The 19,026-nt window shown below is 43.9% G+C and carries 17 protein-coding genes; 11 read left to right on the forward strand and 6 right to left on the reverse strand.

All coding sequences use genetic code 11. The annotated features are described in order from the left end of the window. Positions 1-13 precede the first annotated feature (13 nt). From ACSX1A_RS05440 to ACSX1A_RS05455, 4 genes are all read left to right on the forward strand, one after another. On the forward strand, positions 14-1,330 hold the full coding sequence (locus ACSX1A_RS05440) for a RagB/SusD family nutrient uptake outer membrane protein (RefSeq protein ID WP_439882607.1): 1,317 nt from the start codon (positions 14-16) through the stop codon (positions 1,328-1,330). Between the two features lie 251 nt (positions 1,331-1,581). Next, the gene (locus tag ACSX1A_RS05445; RefSeq protein ID WP_439882608.1) at positions 1,582-1,737 is read left to right on the forward strand and encodes a hypothetical protein; all 156 of its coding nucleotides are present in this window, start codon (positions 1,582-1,584) and stop codon (positions 1,735-1,737) included. Between the two features lie 142 nt (positions 1,738-1,879). Then, a complete protein-coding gene (locus ACSX1A_RS05450) occupies positions 1,880-3,115 on the forward strand; it encodes an alpha/beta hydrolase (RefSeq protein WP_439882609.1) in 1,236 nt (411 codons plus the stop codon). 210 nt (positions 3,116-3,325) lie between these two features. Continuing rightward, the gene (locus tag ACSX1A_RS05455) at positions 3,326-4,540 is read left to right on the forward strand and encodes a CapA family protein (RefSeq protein WP_439882610.1); all 1,215 of its coding nucleotides are present in this window, start codon (positions 3,326-3,328) and stop codon (positions 4,538-4,540) included. Between the two features lie 82 nt (positions 4,541-4,622). On the opposite strand, the gene ACSX1A_RS05460 is transcribed toward ACSX1A_RS05455, so the two are convergent. Then, positions 4,623-5,201, reverse strand: coding sequence for a pseudouridine synthase (locus ACSX1A_RS05460; RefSeq protein WP_439882611.1), 579 nt, complete (start codon positions 5,199-5,201; stop codon positions 4,623-4,625). A gap of 143 nt (positions 5,202-5,344) precedes the next feature. Here ACSX1A_RS05460 and ACSX1A_RS05465 point away from each other — a divergent pair, with 143 nt between their 5' ends. The 6 genes from ACSX1A_RS05465 to ACSX1A_RS05490 all read left to right on the forward strand — a co-directional run bounded on the left by ACSX1A_RS05465 (position 5,345) and on the right by ACSX1A_RS05490 (position 10,376). Beyond that, the gene (locus ACSX1A_RS05465; RefSeq protein ID WP_439882612.1) at positions 5,345-6,139 is read left to right on the forward strand and encodes an alpha/beta fold hydrolase; all 795 of its coding nucleotides are present in this window, start codon (positions 5,345-5,347) and stop codon (positions 6,137-6,139) included. A gap of 69 nt (positions 6,140-6,208) precedes the next feature. Then, positions 6,209-6,646, forward strand: a complete 438-nt coding sequence (locus tag ACSX1A_RS05470) for a hypothetical protein (protein WP_439882613.1) — start codon at positions 6,209-6,211, stop codon at positions 6,644-6,646. A gap of 58 nt (positions 6,647-6,704) precedes the next feature. After that, positions 6,705-7,238: a peptide-methionine (S)-S-oxide reductase MsrA gene (gene msrA / locus ACSX1A_RS05475; protein WP_439882614.1), complete on the forward strand. Its 534-nt coding sequence runs from the start codon at positions 6,705-6,707 to the stop codon at positions 7,236-7,238. A 126-nt stretch (positions 7,239-7,364) separates the two neighbouring features. Beyond that, positions 7,365-9,008, forward strand: a complete 1,644-nt coding sequence (locus ACSX1A_RS05480) for an ABC-F family ATP-binding cassette domain-containing protein (RefSeq protein ID WP_439882615.1) — start codon at positions 7,365-7,367, stop codon at positions 9,006-9,008. A gap of 22 nt (positions 9,009-9,030) precedes the next feature. Further along, positions 9,031-9,960: a 2-hydroxyacid dehydrogenase gene (locus ACSX1A_RS05485; protein WP_439882616.1), complete on the forward strand. Its 930-nt coding sequence runs from the start codon at positions 9,031-9,033 to the stop codon at positions 9,958-9,960. Between the two features lie 2 nt (positions 9,961-9,962). Beyond that, positions 9,963-10,376: a VOC family protein gene (locus ACSX1A_RS05490; RefSeq protein ID WP_439882617.1), complete on the forward strand. Its 414-nt coding sequence runs from the start codon at positions 9,963-9,965 to the stop codon at positions 10,374-10,376. A 46-nt stretch (positions 10,377-10,422) separates the two neighbouring features. On the opposite strand, the gene ACSX1A_RS05495 is transcribed toward ACSX1A_RS05490, so the two are convergent. Both ACSX1A_RS05495 and ACSX1A_RS05500 read right to left on the reverse strand, forming a co-directional pair. After that, positions 10,423-11,775 carry a sensor histidine kinase gene (locus tag ACSX1A_RS05495; RefSeq protein ID WP_439882618.1) on the reverse strand — a complete coding sequence of 451 codons (1,353 nt, stop codon included), beginning with the start codon at positions 11,773-11,775 and terminating at the stop codon, positions 10,423-10,425. After that, positions 11,765-13,123, reverse strand: a complete 1,359-nt coding sequence (locus tag ACSX1A_RS05500) for a sigma-54-dependent transcriptional regulator (RefSeq protein ID WP_439882619.1) — start codon at positions 13,121-13,123, stop codon at positions 11,765-11,767. The genes ACSX1A_RS05495 and ACSX1A_RS05500 overlap by 11 nt, the downstream gene beginning before the upstream one ends. Before the next feature lie 347 nt (positions 13,124-13,470). Between ACSX1A_RS05500 and ACSX1A_RS05505 the strand changes: the two genes are divergently transcribed. Continuing rightward, positions 13,471-15,897, forward strand: a complete 2,427-nt coding sequence (locus ACSX1A_RS05505) for an ABC transporter permease (RefSeq protein WP_439882620.1) — start codon at positions 13,471-13,473, stop codon at positions 15,895-15,897. 118 nt (positions 15,898-16,015) lie between these two features. Here the strand turns inward: ACSX1A_RS05505 and ACSX1A_RS05510 are convergent, their stop codons facing one another. The 3 genes from ACSX1A_RS05510 to ACSX1A_RS05520 form a co-directional block, all read right to left on the reverse strand. Further along, the gene (locus ACSX1A_RS05510; RefSeq protein ID WP_439882621.1) at positions 16,016-17,578 is read right to left on the reverse strand and encodes a protein adenylyltransferase SelO; all 1,563 of its coding nucleotides are present in this window, start codon (positions 17,576-17,578) and stop codon (positions 16,016-16,018) included. Positions 17,579-17,651: 73 nt separating this feature from the next. Continuing rightward, complete coding sequence (locus tag ACSX1A_RS05515; RefSeq protein WP_439882622.1) at positions 17,652-18,104, reverse strand: cold-shock protein; 453 nt, start codon at positions 18,102-18,104, stop codon at positions 17,652-17,654. A 356-nt stretch (positions 18,105-18,460) separates the two neighbouring features. Further along, positions 18,461-18,895 carry a hypothetical protein gene (locus tag ACSX1A_RS05520; protein WP_439882623.1) on the reverse strand — a complete coding sequence of 145 codons (435 nt, stop codon included), beginning with the start codon at positions 18,893-18,895 and terminating at the stop codon, positions 18,461-18,463. Positions 18,896-19,026: the final 131 nt, after the last annotated feature.

Genomic DNA, 19,026 nt, shown 5'->3' on the forward strand with positions numbered 1-19,026 from the left:
AACTAGAAATTACATGAAAAATATAGCTTCATTTTTAAAGATAGGTATATTATCGGGCTGCGTGTTGCTTACCAGCGGCTGCGAACTGGATATACCAAACCCCAATGCGGCAAGTAACGTGGAAGTGTTAAACTCACGTGAAGGTATCATTGGACTCAGCGTTGGTGAAAGGCAATACTATTCTACCTCAGGGGTAGAGGCAGCCTACTTGTACCCAGGAGTTACAGGCCGAGAGCTTAAGGGGGTTGCCACTTTTACAAACGTACTTGAATTGGAAGCAGGGGGTGCTGCACTTCCTACCTTTAATGGTAACATACTGGGGTTATGGTCCAGAATGCAGCGCACCATGAATATGAGTGAGCAGATACTGGAAAATGCACCCAAAATTTCTACTTTAACCGGAGGTACATTAAGTGGTATACTTGCTCAGGCACACCTGTTTAAGGCGATGGCGCTTAGTAATTTGGCTTTGGCATTCGAACAGGCTAATATCGAGACCAGCACAACTGAAAAAGTTACCTTCAAACCAAGAGCAGAGGTTTTAGCGGAGGCTATTTCGCACATTAATCAAGGTATATCCTTACTTAACGCCACTCCTGTTTCTCAGGAGTATACCTCGTTGGTGTCAGGCCCGTATTTTAACCTGAAAAACACGCTTTACGCGATGAACGCAAGGTACAACCTGTATGCCGGAAACTACCAGGAGGCGATCACGAATGCGAATCTCGTTGACCTTTCTGTGAAGTCTGAGTTCGATTATAGTGACCAGAGCGTGAACCCAATCTATAACACCATCTTCGTGTTGAAATACTACAGGCCACGCGATAACTTCGGTTTGCCTGCAGGTTTGTTTGAGGAGGGAGACGCCCGCGAGGACTTCTACATGACAGATCCGAGCGCTGTTGTTGACGGCGACGTTGTAAGAACGCTTAAAGGCTTCTTTGATACGCAGGCTGGTAGAATACCAGTATACCTGACTGACGAGATCAAACTGATTAAGGCGGAGGCTATACTTAGAAGCAACGGCTCTCTGGATGAGGCTTTGGCTTTAATAAACGAGGTGCGTACCCAAACATCTGGCGACCCATTTGGTGTGAATGCAAGCCTGCCTGCTTATAGCGGGCCTGTTACAAAGGATGCCTTACTACTGGAAGTATACAAGCAGCGTTCTGCGGAGTTATACTTAACAGGTCAGAAGTGGGAAGACAGCCGTCGTTTCGGCCGTCCTGGCCCGCCGCAAAGTTTTGCTGAGCGTAATAGAAACTTCTATCCTTACCCAGACCAGGAAAGATTGACTAACCCTAACACACCGGCAGATCCGGAAATATAAAACTAAAAGGCGGCCCCAAAGGCCGCCTTTTTTAATTCTAATTTACTATAGGTTACCTACGGTTGCCTGTATCACATACTCCACGTTATCATTCAAGTTAAGTGTTCTGTCGTCAGAAGGGCACATGTTACCACGGTCAGACCTGCTTTAAGAATATTCGGTGGCACCAACCTGGTACTAACTGGCAGGTAATGTGTATCTGCACGGAAGTCATCCTGACACGGTGTGCTTCCCAGCCTAGACTCATCCAAATGCCAGCTTACCCAGTTGATAGTATCCTTGTAGAGGTGCCACTACAGAAGGGTACCTATACGTTCACGCTTACGTTTGAGCCGCAAAGCGAGAACATGCATGGAGAGATCAACCAGGCAATGCTTGGCTACATGAGTTTAATAAAAATAAATTAAAACTTGTGTAAAAGGCAGCCACTCGTATGTAAATCCGGATGGCTGTTTTTTATCATTAAAGCATCATTTATGGTACGCATCCACCTAAGGTTCTAAACCTTCCGTATGAGTAGTTAATAATTTAAAGCTTAACCATAAAACGATGAAACAAACTAAACAAAGTAAACGCTTTACTACTTTTCACCAGCAGTTTAAATTCAAGGAAGGGCGGACCAGGTGTAATTCAGGTCTATTCCTGTTTTCCCTGGCTTTCCTGATGGTGTTTAATGTAAGCTGCTCGCAAACCAACGAAGAGCAGGCAACAGAAACTGAAACGACCGAGGAGGTAGACAATGCCAGCAGGGATGGCATGCAGAATGATGCGATGAGTAATGTGGCGAACCTGGAGCCGAAAGGTCCTGCACCTGAATGGGGACCTACCATCACAGATCATATGCAGGTGGTGATCGAGGAACTTGACAGCTTGATCACTGGTCCTCCTTTATTCGAAAGAACGGCACCGCAGGCACGCCAGGCGGCAACACCGGCTGATGCGGTGAAGAATGTGATGAAGGATAATAACATACAGGTGGAACCCGCTAAAGTTGATACCACTGGGCGTACTGTACCAGTAGAAGGCGGTAATATACATGTGCGCGTTTATACTCCACAAGGTGGAAACGCCCCTTATCCGGGTATTGTTTATTACCATGGAGGTGGCTGGGTAATTGCCAGTATAGAGGCTTATGATGCGTCAGCTCGTGCACTTGCCGAGAAAACCGGTGCTGTGGTTGTGTCTGTAGGATACCGTCAGGCCCCGGAATATAAGTTTCCTACCGCCCATAACGACTCTTTTGCAGCCTATAAATGGGTGCTGAATAATGCGCAGTCTCTTCAGATCAACCCTGATAAAATAGCTGTGGCAGGAGAGAGTGCCGGTGGAAACCTGGCAGCCGCAGTAAGCATGATGGCACGAGATAATAATGTGAAGATACCGATACACCAGTTATTAGTGTACCCGATTGCTGGATATGATTTTAATACAGAGTCTTATAACAAATATGCAAATGCCCATCCACTTAACAAGCCGTTCATGAAGTGGTTTTTCGAGAAATACCTAAATAGTCCGAAGGATGCTGATAGTCCGCTTATCTCTTTGGTGAAGGCCAAAAACCTGAAAAACCTACCACCTGCCACCGTAATTAATGCACAGATTGACCCGCTACAGACAGAGGGACAGATGTACGCGGATATGCTACAAAAAGCAGGGATTCCGGTAAGAACCAAAGTGTATGATGGTGTTACGCATGAGTTTTTCGGTATGGCTGCTGTGCTTCCGCAAGCCAAGGAGGCCCAAAGTATGGCAGTAGAGGAACTTAAGAAAGCCTTCAATAAGTAATTTTTAAAACCGATCTTTATTTCAAAACTGTAACATAGAAGTTGCGAACAAACAACCGGGGTCCTCATCTTTAAGATGAGGACCCCGGTTGTTTTATGTCTGTGCAGTTTTAATAGAATTAAAATGAAAGTGTTAAACTGGAAGAGATTAAGCTACAACTTCCTGCACATTATTAAGACCGATAGCTACAGAATGTAGTATAACTAACTGATGGACTATAGGTTTATACTAGTGGTTTTTCTGTCAGTTATCCTGCTCTTCAACAAGGAAATATCAGGCCTTATTTCAAAACCTGTTACTCGGCCTGTATCACACGCTAAAGCATCGGGGATTACTATATTTTTGTGTGGCGATGTGATGATCGGCAGGGGAATTGATCAGGTGCTTCCCAGTTCAGTAGATCCGAAAATATATGAGACATACGTAAAAGATGCACGTGATTACGTTAAAATAGCCGAAAGGAAAAGTGGTGCTATACCTCAGCAGGTGAGGTATGACTATATCTGGGGAGATGCACTGAAGGTATGGGAGAGTATAGCGCCAGTCCTCAAAATTATTAACCTGGAAACAAGTATCACCACTAACAAAGAGCATTGGCCTGATAAGTTGATTCAGTACCGGATGCATCCGGACAATGTTCGGGTATTAACCACTGCAGGTATAGACTGTGCCTCATTAGCCAATAACCATGTACTCGACTGGCAGCGTTCCGGACTGCTGGAGACACTTCAGGTGCTACGTGAAGCCGGCATAGCTTATGCCGGTGCCGGGCAGGATCTGGAAGAAGCGCAAAAGCCTGCTATCTTAAAAACAGGAAAGAATAGAGTTATTGTGTTTGCTTATGGATCCGCGTCCAGCGGAATTCCAGAAAGTTGGTCTGCCTCTCCGAAACGATCAGGTGTTAACTTTCTCCCTGACCTGAGTATAAAAACTGTGCAAATGATAAGTGAGCAGGTAAAACAGGTGAAAAAGCCAGGAGATGTGGTGGTATTTTCTGTTCATTGGGGTAGCAACTGGGGCTACGACATACCACCACGGCAGCGCGAATTTGCCCGGAATCTGGTAGAGAAGGCAGGTGTCGATATAGTTTACGGGCATTCCTCACACCATCCCCAGGGCATTGAGGTGCATCATAATAAACTGATAATTTATGGGGCCGGCGACTTCATAAACGATTATGAAGGAATTAGTGGTCATGAATGGTTTCGGGGTGATCTCAGTCTGATGTATTTCCCTGAAGTGGATCCTGCTTCCGGCAAACTTCTATCACTTAAAATGGTGCCTATGAAGATAAACAGGTTTCAGTTACAGCATGCTTCACCTGCTGATGCAGCATGGCTGCTAAAAGTGCTTGACCGTGAAAGTAATAAGTTAGGTGCCGGAATTGTTATGAATGAAGATACTACCTTATCGCTTACCTGGTAAAGTTCTGCACGGAAGCATCCAGTCATTAGCATGTACCTTTTTGTAGAGTAAATGCTTCATCTTAAAAATTTACATATTTCTACTACTTCTCCAGGCACTCTACCAGGTTCGTTATTTCTTCTACAGCTCCTGTTGGCATGTCAGATAAGTTCAGTGCGCCAATGCGTACCCTGATAAGCCTTAACGTTGGAAACCCTGCTGCAGCGGTCATCTTTCTTACCTGCCTGTTCTTACCTTCGGTTAGGGTAATAGACACCCAACTGGTAGGGCCGTGCCTGTCATCTCTGATCCTGCGGCTGCGCTCCGGAAAAACAGGTGCCGGATCCAGTTTAAAGGCTTTACAAGGTTTTGTCTGATACTTTAGGCCCTCTATGCTTATCTCTACGCCATTTTGCAGTTTCTCCATAGCTATTTCATCAATAAGGCCGTCTACCTGGGCGTAGTATTCTTTCTCTATTTTACTGCTGCGAACATACTCACTCATTTTCCCGTCTGTGGTCAGCAGTAGCAAACCTTCACTGTCTTCATCCAAACGGCCAATAGCCATGGTACCTTCCGGAAAATCATACAGCTCGCCAAGCAGCTTTTTCTTTTTCTTGTCGCACACAAACTGGCTGATAAAGCCGTAAGGTTTGTGGATTAAAAAGTGTCTGTGTTGCATTTGTACAGTGGTAGCAATAAAGTGCAAAATTACACTAATTTGACCTAATATTTGTCTTTTTAGGGGGGTATCGCGTACTTTAAGTACAATCCAGCAGTTCGATACCTTAATTAGTTGTAGTGAATTGCTTAGAATTTGATTAAATGAAAGCGACACAACGAAATAACATAGAGGTAAAAGGAATAGGGGAGAAGGCTATGATAATGGCTCATGGCTATGGTTGTGACCAGAATATGTGGCGCTACATAACTCCAGCCTTCGAGAATGATTATAAAATTGTGTTGTTTGATCATGTTGGGTTTGGAGGTTCTGATGTAAGCGGGTATTCAGAAGACCGTTATACATCCCTGAAGTCTTATGCAAAGGATGTTCTGGAGATTTGTGAAGAAATGGATCTGCAGGATGTAGTTTTTGTGGGACACTCAGTCAGTGCCATGATCGGTGTACTCGCTGCTTTGCAGGAGCCCGAGCGTTTCGCTAAGCTTATTCTGATCGCTCCCTCCCCGAAGTATATTAATGACGATAATTATAGAGGTGGGTTTACCGAGGAGTCGATAAATGAAATGCTGGAGGTGCTAGACAGCGATTACCTGGGTTGGTCTGCTAACATGGCACCTGTAATCATGGGTAACCCGGATAAGCCTGAACTGAGTGCTGAACTGACTAAAAGTTTTTGCCAAAGCAATGAGGTAGTCGCAAAGAACTTTGCAAAATTGACCTTTCTCTCTGATAATCGTGAGGATGTGAAAAGGCTGCAAACCGAAGCTTTGATCTTACAATGCTCGGATGATGTGATTGCGCCCTTACCAGTCGGGGAGTTTCTTCATCAGCAGATTCCAAACAACACGTTCGTTGTGATGAAGGCTACAGGGCATTGCCCTAATTTAAGCGCCCCCGATGAAACAGTGGCGGCAATGAAGGCATTCCTTAAAGAATGAGAGTTGAAAATGAGTGGTGAAATAAACCTTACCGACATCTTTGTGTTATAAGTAATTTACAAATAGTTAGTGCTGATTGAAAATCAAAAATGCCTGTATAAGGCAAACGGGGATGTGTTTTTTGAAGCAGGGAAAGATCCTGGCAACAATATCATATATGTGAACTGGATTGGTATTCAGTCCCTGGAGACTGCTGTGATGGGAGGGAACTATATACTGTCCATGCTGCGTGACCACCCTGCCAGAGGAATTCTGAATAGTAACCGTGAATTGATTGGACCCTGGGAATCTGCGGTGAATTGGCTGGTAAATAAATGGGCACCTCAGGCTAAAATGTTAGGGCTTAAATATTATGCGCACGTGCTGTCGCCAGGTATCTACGGACAGCGTTCTTTTAACCTTCTGCGTCCTCACCTGGAAAAGCAGTTAGAAGTATCTGACCATCCCGACGAAGATTCAGCAACAGAATGGCTTGAAAACAAACTCAAGGTTACTGGAGAAGTATAAGTACTGAATTTGTTCTGTTTAACAGACATTAGAAAAGATCTGAAAAATATTTATAAGTATGGAAAAAGCGACATTTGGGAATGGGTGCTTCTGGTGTACAGAAGCTGTGTTTCAGGATCTGAACGGAGTAGAAAAAGTGGTTTCGGGTTATGCGGGAGGCCATGTAGAAAACCCAACGTACAAGCAGGTGTGTGCCGGAACAACAGGTCATGCCGAAGTGCTGCAGATCACATATGATCCGGAAATTATAAGTTACCAGGAGCTGTTAGAGGTCTTCTGGAACACGCACGACCCAACCACGCTCAACCGCCAGGGTAATGATGTCGGGACACAGTACCGCTCCGTTGTTTTCTACCACAACGAGGAGCAACGGCAGCTAGCCGAAAAATATAAGCAGCAACTGGAGGAGTCCGGTACTTTTAAAGATCCTATCGTCACTCTCATAGAACCGCTACCTGAATTCTATCCTGCAGAAGATTACCATCAGAACTACTTCAAAACTCACGGACATGAGCCTTATTGCAGTTTCGTGATACGGCCAAAAGTTGATAAGTTCAGGAAATCATTCAGCGATAAGATTAAATCTTCCTGATCCTTTATTGTCAATACTAAAATTTAGGGATTGTATTAATTCTGACTGCTCCTGACGCCATTATCCTGAAAATCATAAGGAAAACGGGTAGATTATGTAGTATATTTGCCCCTTTATTTACATATCATGATTTCAGTAGACGGCGTAACAGTCGAGTTTAATGGCTCGGCGCTTTTTAGCAACATTGCTTTTAACATAAACGAGAATGACCGCATTGCCCTGATGGGTAAAAACGGTGCAGGAAAATCAACCCTGCTTAAGATCATAGCCGGGGTAAGCAAACCTACCAGGGGCAAGATTTCGGCGCCCAAAGATGCCGTGATCGCATACCTGCCGCAGCACTTACTCACTGAGGACAATTGTACCGTTTTTGAGGAAGCATCCAAGGCTTTTGCAAAAGTGCTGGGTATGAAAGCACAGATGGATGAGCTGAACTCGCAGTTGGAGACCCGTACTGACTATGACTCAGATGATTATTATAAATTGATTGAGCAGGTTTCGGAACTGGGGGAAAAGTATTATTCCATCGAGGAAATCAATTTTGATGCAGAGGTAGAGAAGACGCTGAAAGGACTTGGCTTTTTAAGGTCTGACTTTAGCAGGCCTACAAAAGAGTTTAGCGGGGGCTGGCGTATGCGGATCGAGTTAGCCAAAATACTCTTACAGAAGCCCGACCTTATACTTCTTGATGAGCCAACCAACCACCTGGACATAGAATCTATTCAGTGGCTCGAAGACTTCCTGGTAAACAATGCCAAGTCAGTGATCGTGATATCACACGATAAGACTTTTGTAGATAACATAACTAACCGTACGATCGAGGTAACAATGGGTCGTATTTACGACTATAAGGTAAACTACTCCCATTACCTGCAACTTCGCCAGGAAAGACGTGAGCAGCAACAGCGTCAGTTTGAGGACCAGCAAAAGGAGATCGCCGAAATACAAGGCTTTATTGACCGTTTCAAGGGTACTTACTCTAAAACACTACAAGTGCAGTCGCGCGTGAAAATGTTGGAGAAGATAGAGATCATAGAAGTAGATGAAGTTGATACTTCAGCCCTTAATCTGAAGTTCCCGCCTGCGCCACGCTCCGGTAATTACCCGGTGATCGTAGAAGGGCTTTCAAAGAAATATGGTGATCATACTGTTTTCCAGGATGCCTCCCTTACTATAGAACGCGGCGAGAAGGTAGCATTTGTCGGTAAAAACGGCGAGGGTAAGTCCACTTTGGTGAAAGCCATTATGGGCGAGCTGGAGTATGAAGGGAAACTGCAACTGGGGCACAATTCCATGATCGGTTATTTTGCGCAGAACCAGGCATCTTTGCTGGATGAAGAACTAACTGTGTTCCAGACGATAGACCTGATCGCTGTTGGTGATGTACGCACTAAGATCAAGGATATACTGGGGGCATTCATGTTCAGCGGTGAAACGGTTGAGAAAAAAGTGAAGGTGCTTTCTGGTGGTGAGAAAACACGTCTGGCCATGATAAAGCTACTGCTTCAACCTGTTAACCTCCTGATCCTGGATGAGCCAACAAACCACCTGGATATCAAAACGAAAGATATTCTGAAGGATGCACTCAAGAGCTTTGATGGCACTATTATCCTGGTATCGCACGACAGGGACTTCCTGGATGGTCTGGCAAGCAAAGTATTTGAGTTTGGCAACAAACGGATCAGGGAGCACTTCGAAGACATCAATGGTTTCCTTAGAAATAAAAAGCTCGAGAATCTGCGCGAAATAGAAAGAACGACAGCTAAGTAAGCATCAGAAACAAACTTAATACATGGCAATGATATTGATTAGCCAGGGGAGAGACATGACCCCCTGGGCGGAAGCACTGAAAGAGAAGAGGCCGGAGCTGGACCTAAGGGTTTATCCGGATGACTCGAATAAGGAGGAGGTAGCATTTGCCCTGGTATGGAACCACCCCCTCGGTGTTTTCAAAGAGTTTCCGAACCTGAAGTGTATCTCCTCCATGGGCGCCGGCGTGGATCATATTATGAAGGATCCGGAGTTGCCGGCAAATGCAGCGATCACCCGGGTTACTGATGAGAACCTCACACGCGACATGGCTGACTTTTGTGTTGCCCTTGTCATGAACCACCTGCGTGGCCTGGCATTCTACAAAATGCAGGAAGCAGCGCATGACTGGCAACCAAGGCATTACCTGAACATTTCTGATGTAACCATCGGGGTAATGGGAGTAGGGGTATTAGGGGCGCATGTAGCAAGCCAGTTAAGTAATTTAGGTTTTAAAGTAAATGGCTGGGCAAGAAGTAAAAAGATGATTGAGGGTGTGGAGATTTTCTCAGGCGATACTATGCTCGGGGATTTTTTAGCTACATCTGACATCCTGATCTGCCTGCTGCCACTTACCAAAGAAACCACTGATATTTTAAACAGGGATACTTTTCAGAAGTTACCTAAAAATGCTTTTGTGATCAATGTAGCAAGAGGAGCGCATCTTGTCGATGCTGACCTGATTGAAATGATTGATACGGGACATCTGTCAGGTGCCAGCCTTGATGTATTCAGGCAGGAACCGCTCCCGGAAGAACATCCTTTCTGGTCGCATCCAAAGATCAACGTTACTCCCCACATTGCCAGCGTAACTGAACCGAAAGCTGTTGTTTCGCTTATCCTGGAAAATTATGACCGGGTGAGGAATAATGAACACCTTTTAAATGTAGTTTCACCCCAAAAAGGATATTAAGTATGAACGCTTTCCATTATGCTTTTAAAGTAAAGGATATTGCCTCTACCCGGCAGTTTTATGTTGAAATTTTAGGCTGCCCGGAGGGGAGGAGCACGGAGCATTGGATCGATTTTGACTTCTTCGGCAACCAGCTTTCAGCCCATGTCAGCAGCAACATTCCAGACCTTGATTACTGTGGCAAAGTGGATGGTATAAGCGTACCTGTACCCCATTTTGGATGTGTATTAAGGCATGAGCAGTTTGTGCAGGTGCAGGAGCGTTTAACAGCTCACAACGTTAACTTTGTGGTGAAGCCCTATACGCGTTACGAAGGGAAAACCGGGGAGCAACTCACCATGTTCTGCCTCGACTACAGCGGAAACCCCCTGGAGTTTAAGGCCTTTAAGCATGAAGAGGAAATGTTTGCTTCCTGATCCTATCACAACCACTTTCATGCTCTGAAACAGGTGTTAAGGCTTGTTAATTAAATTGAAGTATGAATGTGGTGCCCTCATCCACGGCAGACTTTATTGTAATGCTGCCGTGGTGCAACATTACTATTTGCTTACACAGGCTGAGGCCAATACCACTTCCGTTCTTTTTGCTGCTGAAAAACGGGATAAATGCTTTCTCCTGCACTTCCCTGGACATTCCTGTTCCATTATCACTAATCTTCAGTATTCTCTTCTGGTCAGCAGAAACATAAGCGGATAAAGTGATTTTGGGGTTTGGCTGGTTCTTCACTGCTTCCATGGCATTCATCAGCAAATTGATCAACACCTGATCCAGCAGGTTTCTGTCTGCAAGTAGCTGCATGTCTGGTGTTGCTAGAGTTATTTCCAGCTGAATATTTTTCTGGGTAAGCGTTGGGAGCAGTAGGTGTTTTAAGTTCGTGTACACATCCTTTACTGAAACATCAATCAGGTTGAGCTTTGTGATCTTGTTTAAATTCCGATACGTTTCCGCAAATCGTAACAAGCCTAAGCTTCTGCTCTTAATAGTGCTTACCCCAACTTCAAAGTCATCGAGGTCATCAATTGTAGGTCCATTGGCAGTTACCTCCTGCAGTCGGTTTTTAAGGGTGTCGGCAAGTGAGGCAATGGGAGCCACTGAGTTCATTATTTCATGGGTCAATACGTTTAAAAGTTTCTGCCATGCCTTCGACTCAGTTTCATCCAGCGCATCGTTTATATTCTGAAACGACACCAGCTTATATGTTTTTCCATCGCTTGTGAACGTTGTAGCGGAAAGAAGCACTTTAAATGGGCTTTTCTCAAAATGCGATGTATACGCTGTAGAAATTTTAGAATGGCCTGGCTCTAATTGTTGTATATCCTGGTATAATTCAAGATCCCGTTTCTCTAAATGCTGAAGGTGTTTCATGAAAGGGATGTGCAGCAGCTTTTTCAACGACTCATTCATCAGCACGATTTCACCTGATCCGGTATCATACGAAAGTATACCTGTGTTAACCAGTTCCATGATTTTTTGCAAGTGCAGGTGTTGGCTTTCTTTCTCCCGGTTAATGTTTTTTAGGGTAGTGGTGATCTCATTAAATCCCTTGCGAAGCATATGGAATTGAGCACTGGTATATCTCGCATCAAAATGCCTGGAGAAATCACGGTTGTGTACTGAATCAATGAACTGGACAAGTTCATCCTGTGCTTTCTTCAAAAAATTAAAAAGCTCAAGTACCTGGTAAACAATAACCGGCACTAAAAAGACAAGTATTTCCGGCCAGCCTTTGGCTATTACTAGTGCTGGTAGGCTTAATGTAAGTAACAGCAAGCCGATCCGCAGGAGCAGGTTCCACTGAAAGCTTCTAAAAACCATACTTTCCTATTCGTCGGTACAAAGCAGTGCGGGTAATGCCCAACTCCTTTGCCGCCTTTGTTAAATTGCCGCTATGTTTTTGCAAAACATGGTTTATCGTACTTTTTTCAAGTTCCTCCAGGTTGGTTTCCTGAGGCTTTTCAGGCGTTACAGGTGCTGCTTCTATAGGTGAAAATACAATGTCGTCGGCACCAAGTGCCTCGCCTTCTGCCATAATAACTGCCCGTTCCATAATGTACTGCAGTTCCCGTACGTTGCCCGGAAAATCGTACCGCATTAGTTTTGTAAGCGCTTGTTTGCTGATTTCAGGTATCGGTTTCATGTACTTCTCGGAGTACACCTTTGCAAAGTGTTTTGCCAGGAGCGGTATATCGTTGCCTCTGCTGCGTAAGGGTGGAAGTATAATCTCTACTGTATTAATGCGATAAACAAGGTCTTTACGAAACCTGGACTCATTGGCGAGTCCTGTGAGGGGTACATTGGTAGCACACAACAACCGGACGTCTACGTTTAGAGGCTTATTAGCCCCTAATGGCATAACTTGCCTGTTTTGTAATACACTAAGAAGTTTAGACTGCTGGTGGAGGGATATGTTGCCAATTTCATCCAGGAATATGGTACCCCCACTGGCAATTTCAAAGCGGCCTTGCCTATCTTCACGGGCATCTGTAAAAGCACCTTTTTTATACCCGAAAAGCTCGCTCTCAAAAAGGGTTTCAGTCAATGCGCCCACATCAACTTTCACAAATGGTTTGGATGCTCTCAACGAGTAATGGTGAACTGCCTTTGCGACTAATTCTTTACCCGTACCATTCTCCCCCAGGATGAGGATATTAGCATCGGTTGGTGCAACTTTTTTAATTTTCAAAAAAACATCCTGCATGGCTTCGGATTCTCCGAGTAAACCGGCGTCAAAACCTGTTGCTGTTTCTAGTGATCCCGCTGAAGAATTTCCTTTACTTTTATTAACTAACGCATCTTTAAGTATAGTCAGCAGCTTCTCGTTCTTCCATGGCTTTACTACAAAATCAAACGCGCCTTCTTTTAACGATCGAATGGCAAGGTCTATATCACCGTAAGCTGTGATCATCACCACTGCTGTTTCAGATCTCAACTCCTTCACTTTCTTTAGCCAGAACAAGCCCTCGTTACCTGTATTCAAGGCGCTTTTGAAGTTCATATCCAATAGTACAACGTCAAACTCTTTTTGCTTGAGCAAGGCAGGCAAATGTACCGGGTTCTTTTCAGTTATAATTTCTTTGACCTGTGGGCGCAGCAGCAACCGTACAGCTGTAAGTACATCCGTATCATCATCAACAACTAGTATAGTAGCATGCTTTAGCTGCATAGTAGAGAAAATATTGTAACTAATAAACTATTATTATGCCATTATTGCAATAGCTTGAAAACGAGGGACTACCGTGGTGTTGAGTGATAAAAATCGTGCGAATTCGCACACTTATCGCACGAATATGCACAGTTGTCAATCAATTTATATTGGTATGTGGCTAGTAATCAATTATATATACTGTTGGCATAGGTTCTGTTTAATCGAATTACGTAAACAGCAGCCCTTTGAGCCAAAGATATTTTTAATAAGAACTGTCATTTGTTCATTGGCTTTTGCAAAAAGGATGGAGCTGTTTTCGGATTAAGTATACTTGCAAAATAATGCTTCTCTTAATACTAAACCCTATGTTCAGAAACTACCTTAAAACAGCTTACCGAAATTTGACAAGGCACAAAGTCTTTACGATTATAAATATCACAGGCTTAACTTTTGGACTGACAGCGTGTTTGTTAATTGGTCTTTTTGTTCATGACGAACTTCAATATGATAAATTTCTGCCGGAAGGTGACAGGGTTTATCGTATTTACAATACGTTCAGTACGAAGGATGCCGGTGAGGTAATGGCTGTTACGCCTCCGATGTACGGTACCACACTGCAGCAAAGTTTACCCGAAGTAGAAACAGTAGTACGGATTCTGATGCAGCAGTTTGATGCCAATAACCTGGTGGAAGCGGAAGGGAAAAAGGTGTATGAAACAGGGCGTTTTTTAGCTGATCCGGATTTTTTTGAAGTGTTCCAACTTCCATTTTTGTATGGCACTCCCGTTAATGCGCTCACTGACCCGTCCTCCATTGTCATTTCTGATAAGTTTTCCAGGAGAGTTTTTGGTGACATGGATCCTGTGGGAAAGGAAGTAACGGTTAACAAAGTAAACTACATTGTAAGAGGAGTATTTAGTACTGATAATAAGTTTCACTTACCTGTCAACTTTATACTTCCATTAGCAGCTGCAGAAATTCCGGCTGACCGCATGAAGGGTTGGGGATGGCAGCAGTTTTATACTTATGTTAAATTGAAGCCAGGTGCTGATCTGAACCTAGTACAGGATAAATTTACCGACATCGTAGCAAAACAGATCGATTCCGAAACAGGACAGCCTTATGGGTACCAGCCGCATTTTCAGCCCCTGAAAGAGATCTATCTGTATTCTGCTGCTTTTAAATTTGAGCCTTCAGTAAAGGGGAACATAACGTATGTAAAAGCACTTAGTATAATTGCTGTTTTTATACTACTCATAGCCTGCTTCAACTTTGTGAATCTTGCCACTGCCAAATCAACGCAAAGAGCAAAAGAAGTGGGTGTGAGGAAAGCAGTTGGTGCAAGCCGCAGCCAGTTAATGTTGCAGTTTGTAACTGAAACTGTTTTTCTCACCTTTATAAGCGTTGTTTTCGCTGCTGCACTTACTTCACTTGTGTTACCTTCTTTAAATGCTTTTACGGGTAAGCAAATGGTTTTCAATGTTTTTCGGGAACCATTCCTTCTCCTGCTCTTACTGTTGCTCACCTTATTAGTAGGTATATTGTCAGGTTTTTACCCAGCCCTGGTACTGTCAGGTTTCAGGCCTGCTAAAGTGTTGAAAAGCGCTGTTGTAATTGACAGCGGTTTTGGCCGAATAAACTTGTTGCGGCATGGCTTAATAGTGGCACAGTTTGCACTCTCCATCTTCCTGATCATATGTTCGGCAATAGTATTTAAACAAGTTAGTTACCTGCACAACAAAGACCTGGGTTTCAATAAAGATCAGATCATGTTCTTTCAGATGCGGGGTGATGCTATGTTTAACAACTATGAAACGTTCAGGAGTGAACTGCTGAAAGCACCAGGTATAAAAAATGTATCCATCGGCTATGGGTTTCCAGGAGATGCCACGGCTGGTGACGGAGTAATAGTGCCAAGGGATGGCGAACAGGTACGCCACTCGGTTACACAAATAATGGTGGATTACAATTATGTTTCTACACTAGGGATAGATGTTATTGCAGGCAGGCCCTTTTCTAGAAGCTATAAAACCGATGCAGACCATGCGTTCATGATCAACGAGACTGCAGTAAAAGAACTGGGCTACGGCACCCCTGAAAAAGCCCTGGGGCAGCCTTTGAAATGGCAGGTATGGAGTGATGAAAATCCTGATTCTCTGAAGGAAGGGAAGATAATAGGTGTTGTAAAGGATTTCCATTACAAAAGCTTATATGATAAAATGGAGCCTACTGTGCTGCAGATCTTTCCGGATGCTTACTGGAAAGTAGCTGTGAAAATGGACGCGAATGATATTGCAGGGAGTTTAAGCTATGTAAAAGGTGTTTGGGATAAGTTTTCGCCGGACTACCCTCTGGAATATGTTTTTCTGGATGATAATTTTGTGAAAATGTACAAGGCAGAAGATAAGTTAAAAACCCTGATGTGTGTATTTACGGGAATTGCCATATTTGTTGCCTGTCTTGGCTTATATGGACTGGCGGCTTTCTCAGCGGAGCGCCGTAAGAAGGAGATCGGGATCCGAAAAGTAATGGGCGCTGCGTCATCCTCCATTGTTTTCCTGCTTTCAAAAGATTTCCTGAAGCTTGTATTAGTCGCTGCTCTGGTTGCTTTTCCTGTGGCCTGGTATGCTATGCGCACCTGGCTTCAGAACTTTGCCTATCGCATAGAAATTCCTGTTTGGGTATTTCTGATAGCGGGACTGTTGGCAACACTGGTGGCATTTCTTACAATTAGTTACCAGGCATTCAGAGCCGCTTCTGCTAATCCGGTTCTAAATTTAAGAACTGAGTAAAAATATTGTTAATTACGTTTTCAAGTAGCCTGTGAGTTTTTGTTTAGTTTGTTTGTTAAAAAGAGAAGGCCGTAAATTCAGATTTACGGCCTTCTCTTTTTAACATATTTTCCAGGTTTTAAGAACTACAGGATAGCATAGAACACCCTGCTTTTTCGGATGCCCACTCTGGCCTTTTCGCAAAAAACATATCAAACTTATTGGAGTAAGGTGATCTGATTGCGGACTGCAGTTCATTAAATAGTTTCTCATCGCCTTTCTCCAGTTGCTCAATGGCCTGGTGCAGGAGGTAATTACGGAGTATGAAACGCGGGTTAGTAGCACGCATTAAATCCTGTGAGTCTTTTCGTTTGATCGTATTCCTGTTAAGGCGTTGCAGGTAAGCCTTTATAAGTATAAAAAGGGAGTTACTCTCTTCCTCTGTCAGCTCCTGGTAAAAACTTTGCTCGAAATGCTTTACTACCTCCTGCGTGTCTTCAACCTGCAAGGGCAGTTCGATAAGCAGCTGGTAAAAGATGGTCATGTCGGGTTTGATGGCAGCAAGTGTTTTCTCTACGTGCTTAATCAGCTCAATATCTTGCTCAGTCACCTGGTCCAGGCCAAGCTTTTTGCCCATCATGGCATAATAGTTTTGCCAGTACGTTGTCTTGAAGCTTTCCAGAACGGCAACCAGTTCATCTTTTTGCTCATTTACCAGGGGTAAAATAGCGCCGGCCAGGCAGCCAAGGTTCCAGAAAGCAATAGACGGCTGTTTACCAAAAGCATATCTTTTTCCCGGAAGGTCAGTTGTATTTGGTGTGAAATCAGGATTATAGTCATCTACAAAGGAGTAGGGGCCATAATCAATTGTGAGACCTAGTATGGACATGTTATCGGTGTTCATCACGCCATGCACAAATCCCACCCGCATCCATTCTACCATGAGTTTAGCAGTGCGGTCGACAACCTCTTTAAACCATAACAATACCTTATTCTCCCCTTTTATGTGAGGGTAGTAACGCGTAATGGTCCACTCAGTAAGCTTACGCAGGTTATTTGTTTCCTTGCGGGAATTGAGTATCTCAAAATTGCCAAATCGAAGGAAACTCGGAGCTACGCGCAGCACAACAGCACCTGGCTCGTAAGCTGCATTCCCGTTATAGAACATGTCTCGCAATACCGGCTCACCGGTACTTACCAAACTAAGTGCTCTTGTTGTAGGAATACCAAGGTAATGCATGGCTTCACTCATCAGGTATTCACGAACGGAAGAACGTAAAACAGCCCTACCATCTGCTCGGCGTGAGTAGGGGGTAAGGCCGGCGCCTTTTAGCTGAAACTCATACACTTTACCGTCAGTAACTTCCCATTCACCGAGCGTTATAGCACGGCCATCGCCAAGCTGCCCTGCCCAGTTACCAAATTGGTGACCGGCATAGCAGGCGGCATATGGGTACATCGATTCTGAAACGTAATTGCCACCCAGTACATCTATGTCCTGCTGGTCAGCAGGATAAAGTATTCCCAGGTCCTTGGCCAGGTCTTCTGACCAGGCCAGTAAAGCAGGCTGCGCTACTGGTGTTGGCTTTGCTTTACAGTACAGTTGCCCGGGGGTTTGGCGGGGTGTCAGAATACCGGAATCGTCACCATCAAAAGCACTAACAAATTCGTTCTTAAATTCTTTTGAGCTTAGGCGCTGCATAAGTTTCAGGGTAAGATCTGATCAGGATACTTAGGGGCAGATTTAAGTTTAAAAAATCAGGAACGAAAGCTGATTAAACGGCTTTCTTAACCTTGATCGCGTTAGGACCTTTAGGGGTCATTTCGATCTCAAAAGTTACTTTGTTGTTTTCCTTGATCGAGTCTATCAAACCGTTCAGGTGAACAAAGATACTCTCTTGTGTTTCCTGGTCTTTAATAAAGCCATAACCTTTGGAATCGTTGAAGAACGCAACTACGCCTGTCCTGACAATTTCTGGTTCAACGTCTTCCTGTCTGGCAACACCGATCTGAATATCTTCCTGCATGATGACCTTCTTCTGCTTCGGATCTGGTGGGGTAGACGTGAAATTACCATCTTCATCTACGTATGCGATCATTGCCTCTAGGCCCTGCCCTTTATTGGCATTCGCTTTACGCTCTTCGCGCTTCTCTTCTTTATCCTTTCTTTTTCTTAATTTTTTCTTCTCGTTTTCTTTTTTACTGAAGGTTTCTTGTGATCTGCCCATGTATGGTTTTTTGTTTAAGTGAAAAATTCCCGCTCCTTTTAAGTGCAACGGGATAAATATGAAATAAGAAAGGTAAAATCTTAACTTTCTGCTTGTCTCTTATTCTTAACGCCACTGATGCAGTAACAATTCAAATAAGAACCTGGCGAAGCGATTATTTATACTTAGTACAGTACAGTGAGTTTCACAACTACCAAAAAGATGGTTACTGACTGCACTTTGGAAGTAACAATTTTTGCCTTCGGATTTTAATCAGAAGCTTCTGAGCAGGCTGAAAGAGAGAGTAATTTGCTTCCTTTAGCGGGTCTGGTGCAAATATATGCAATTTTACTGATGTAATGCTGCAGGAGGTATAATTACTTATTCTTTCGTGCCTTGCTTTTCTTTGCCTTATTGGCCTCGCTTCTGTCTCTTTTTATCTGCTGAAACTCTTCGTTCGATACCGTTACAGTATAATCAATGAACCTTAGGATGGTAAGGTCCGTGTCAAAATCGTAGGTGGTGGTTAAATGCAGCTTCTTGTTTTCATTAAGCTCGTAGCCCTCCGGTGTTTTATCATATACGGCAAATTCATGCTCACCTTCTTCCAGGTGCTTGCCTGTAATACGCGCTAACCGGTCACCGGTAATGATAATTGGTGTGTCGAGTTCATCTACAAAGTCAAAAGGCTGGTAAAACCGGCCATCTTTTTTGTGCGTGATGTATTCGATCTGATCTACCTGAAGTATGATCTCACTGTTGTTATCGTCCCTCTTGTTCTTGATCTGCTGTATGTTACCTGTTAATCTCATTTTAATGTATTCTGGCTTATACCTAACTGCCACCTTTAGCTGTGGGCAATAAAGTATGCGAAGATAGGAAGTATATGCTAAAGCGCATCTTCCTTGTTCCCTTTATACATTAATTGGATACTCCCACCTGT

The organism is Pontibacter sp. MBLB2868, assembly GCF_051904785.1.
Taxonomy (GTDB): Bacteria; Bacteroidota; Bacteroidia; order Cytophagales; family Hymenobacteraceae; genus Pontibacter.

What these genes read in the sequence shown, in the direction of transcription:
- ACSX1A_RS05440 (WP_439882607.1), top strand. Translation starts at nt 14, where the DNA reads ATGAAAAATATAGCTTCATTTTTAAAGATAGGTATATTATCGGGCTGC.
- ACSX1A_RS05445 (WP_439882608.1), top strand. Translation starts at nt 1,582, where the DNA reads ATGCCAGCTTACCCAGTTGATAGTATCCTTGTAGAGGTGCCACTACAG.
- ACSX1A_RS05450 (WP_439882609.1), top strand. Translation starts at nt 1,880, where the DNA reads ATGAAACAAACTAAACAAAGTAAACGCTTTACTACTTTTCACCAGCAG.
- ACSX1A_RS05455 (WP_439882610.1), top strand. Translation starts at nt 3,326, where the DNA reads ATGGACTATAGGTTTATACTAGTGGTTTTTCTGTCAGTTATCCTGCTC.
- ACSX1A_RS05460 (WP_439882611.1), bottom strand. Translation starts at nt 5,201, where the DNA reads ATGCAACACAGACACTTTTTAATCCACAAACCTTACGGCTTTATCAGC.
- ACSX1A_RS05465 (WP_439882612.1), top strand. Translation starts at nt 5,345, where the DNA reads ATGAAAGCGACACAACGAAATAACATAGAGGTAAAAGGAATAGGGGAG.
- msrA (WP_439882614.1), top strand. Translation starts at nt 6,705, where the DNA reads ATGGAAAAAGCGACATTTGGGAATGGGTGCTTCTGGTGTACAGAAGCT.
- ACSX1A_RS05480 (WP_439882615.1), top strand. Translation starts at nt 7,365, where the DNA reads ATGATTTCAGTAGACGGCGTAACAGTCGAGTTTAATGGCTCGGCGCTT.
- ACSX1A_RS05485 (WP_439882616.1), top strand. Translation starts at nt 9,031, where the DNA reads ATGGCAATGATATTGATTAGCCAGGGGAGAGACATGACCCCCTGGGCG.
- ACSX1A_RS05490 (WP_439882617.1), top strand. Translation starts at nt 9,963, where the DNA reads ATGAACGCTTTCCATTATGCTTTTAAAGTAAAGGATATTGCCTCTACC.
- ACSX1A_RS05495 (WP_439882618.1), bottom strand. Translation starts at nt 11,775, where the DNA reads ATGGTTTTTAGAAGCTTTCAGTGGAACCTGCTCCTGCGGATCGGCTTG.
- ACSX1A_RS05500 (WP_439882619.1), bottom strand. Translation starts at nt 13,123, where the DNA reads ATGCAGCTAAAGCATGCTACTATACTAGTTGTTGATGATGATACGGAT.
- ACSX1A_RS05505 (WP_439882620.1), top strand. Translation starts at nt 13,471, where the DNA reads ATGTTCAGAAACTACCTTAAAACAGCTTACCGAAATTTGACAAGGCAC.
- ACSX1A_RS05510 (WP_439882621.1), bottom strand. Translation starts at nt 17,578, where the DNA reads ATGCAGCGCCTAAGCTCAAAAGAATTTAAGAACGAATTTGTTAGTGCT.
- ACSX1A_RS05515 (WP_439882622.1), bottom strand. Translation starts at nt 18,104, where the DNA reads ATGGGCAGATCACAAGAAACCTTCAGTAAAAAAGAAAACGAGAAGAAA.
- ACSX1A_RS05520 (WP_439882623.1), bottom strand. Translation starts at nt 18,895, where the DNA reads ATGAGATTAACAGGTAACATACAGCAGATCAAGAACAAGAGGGACGAT.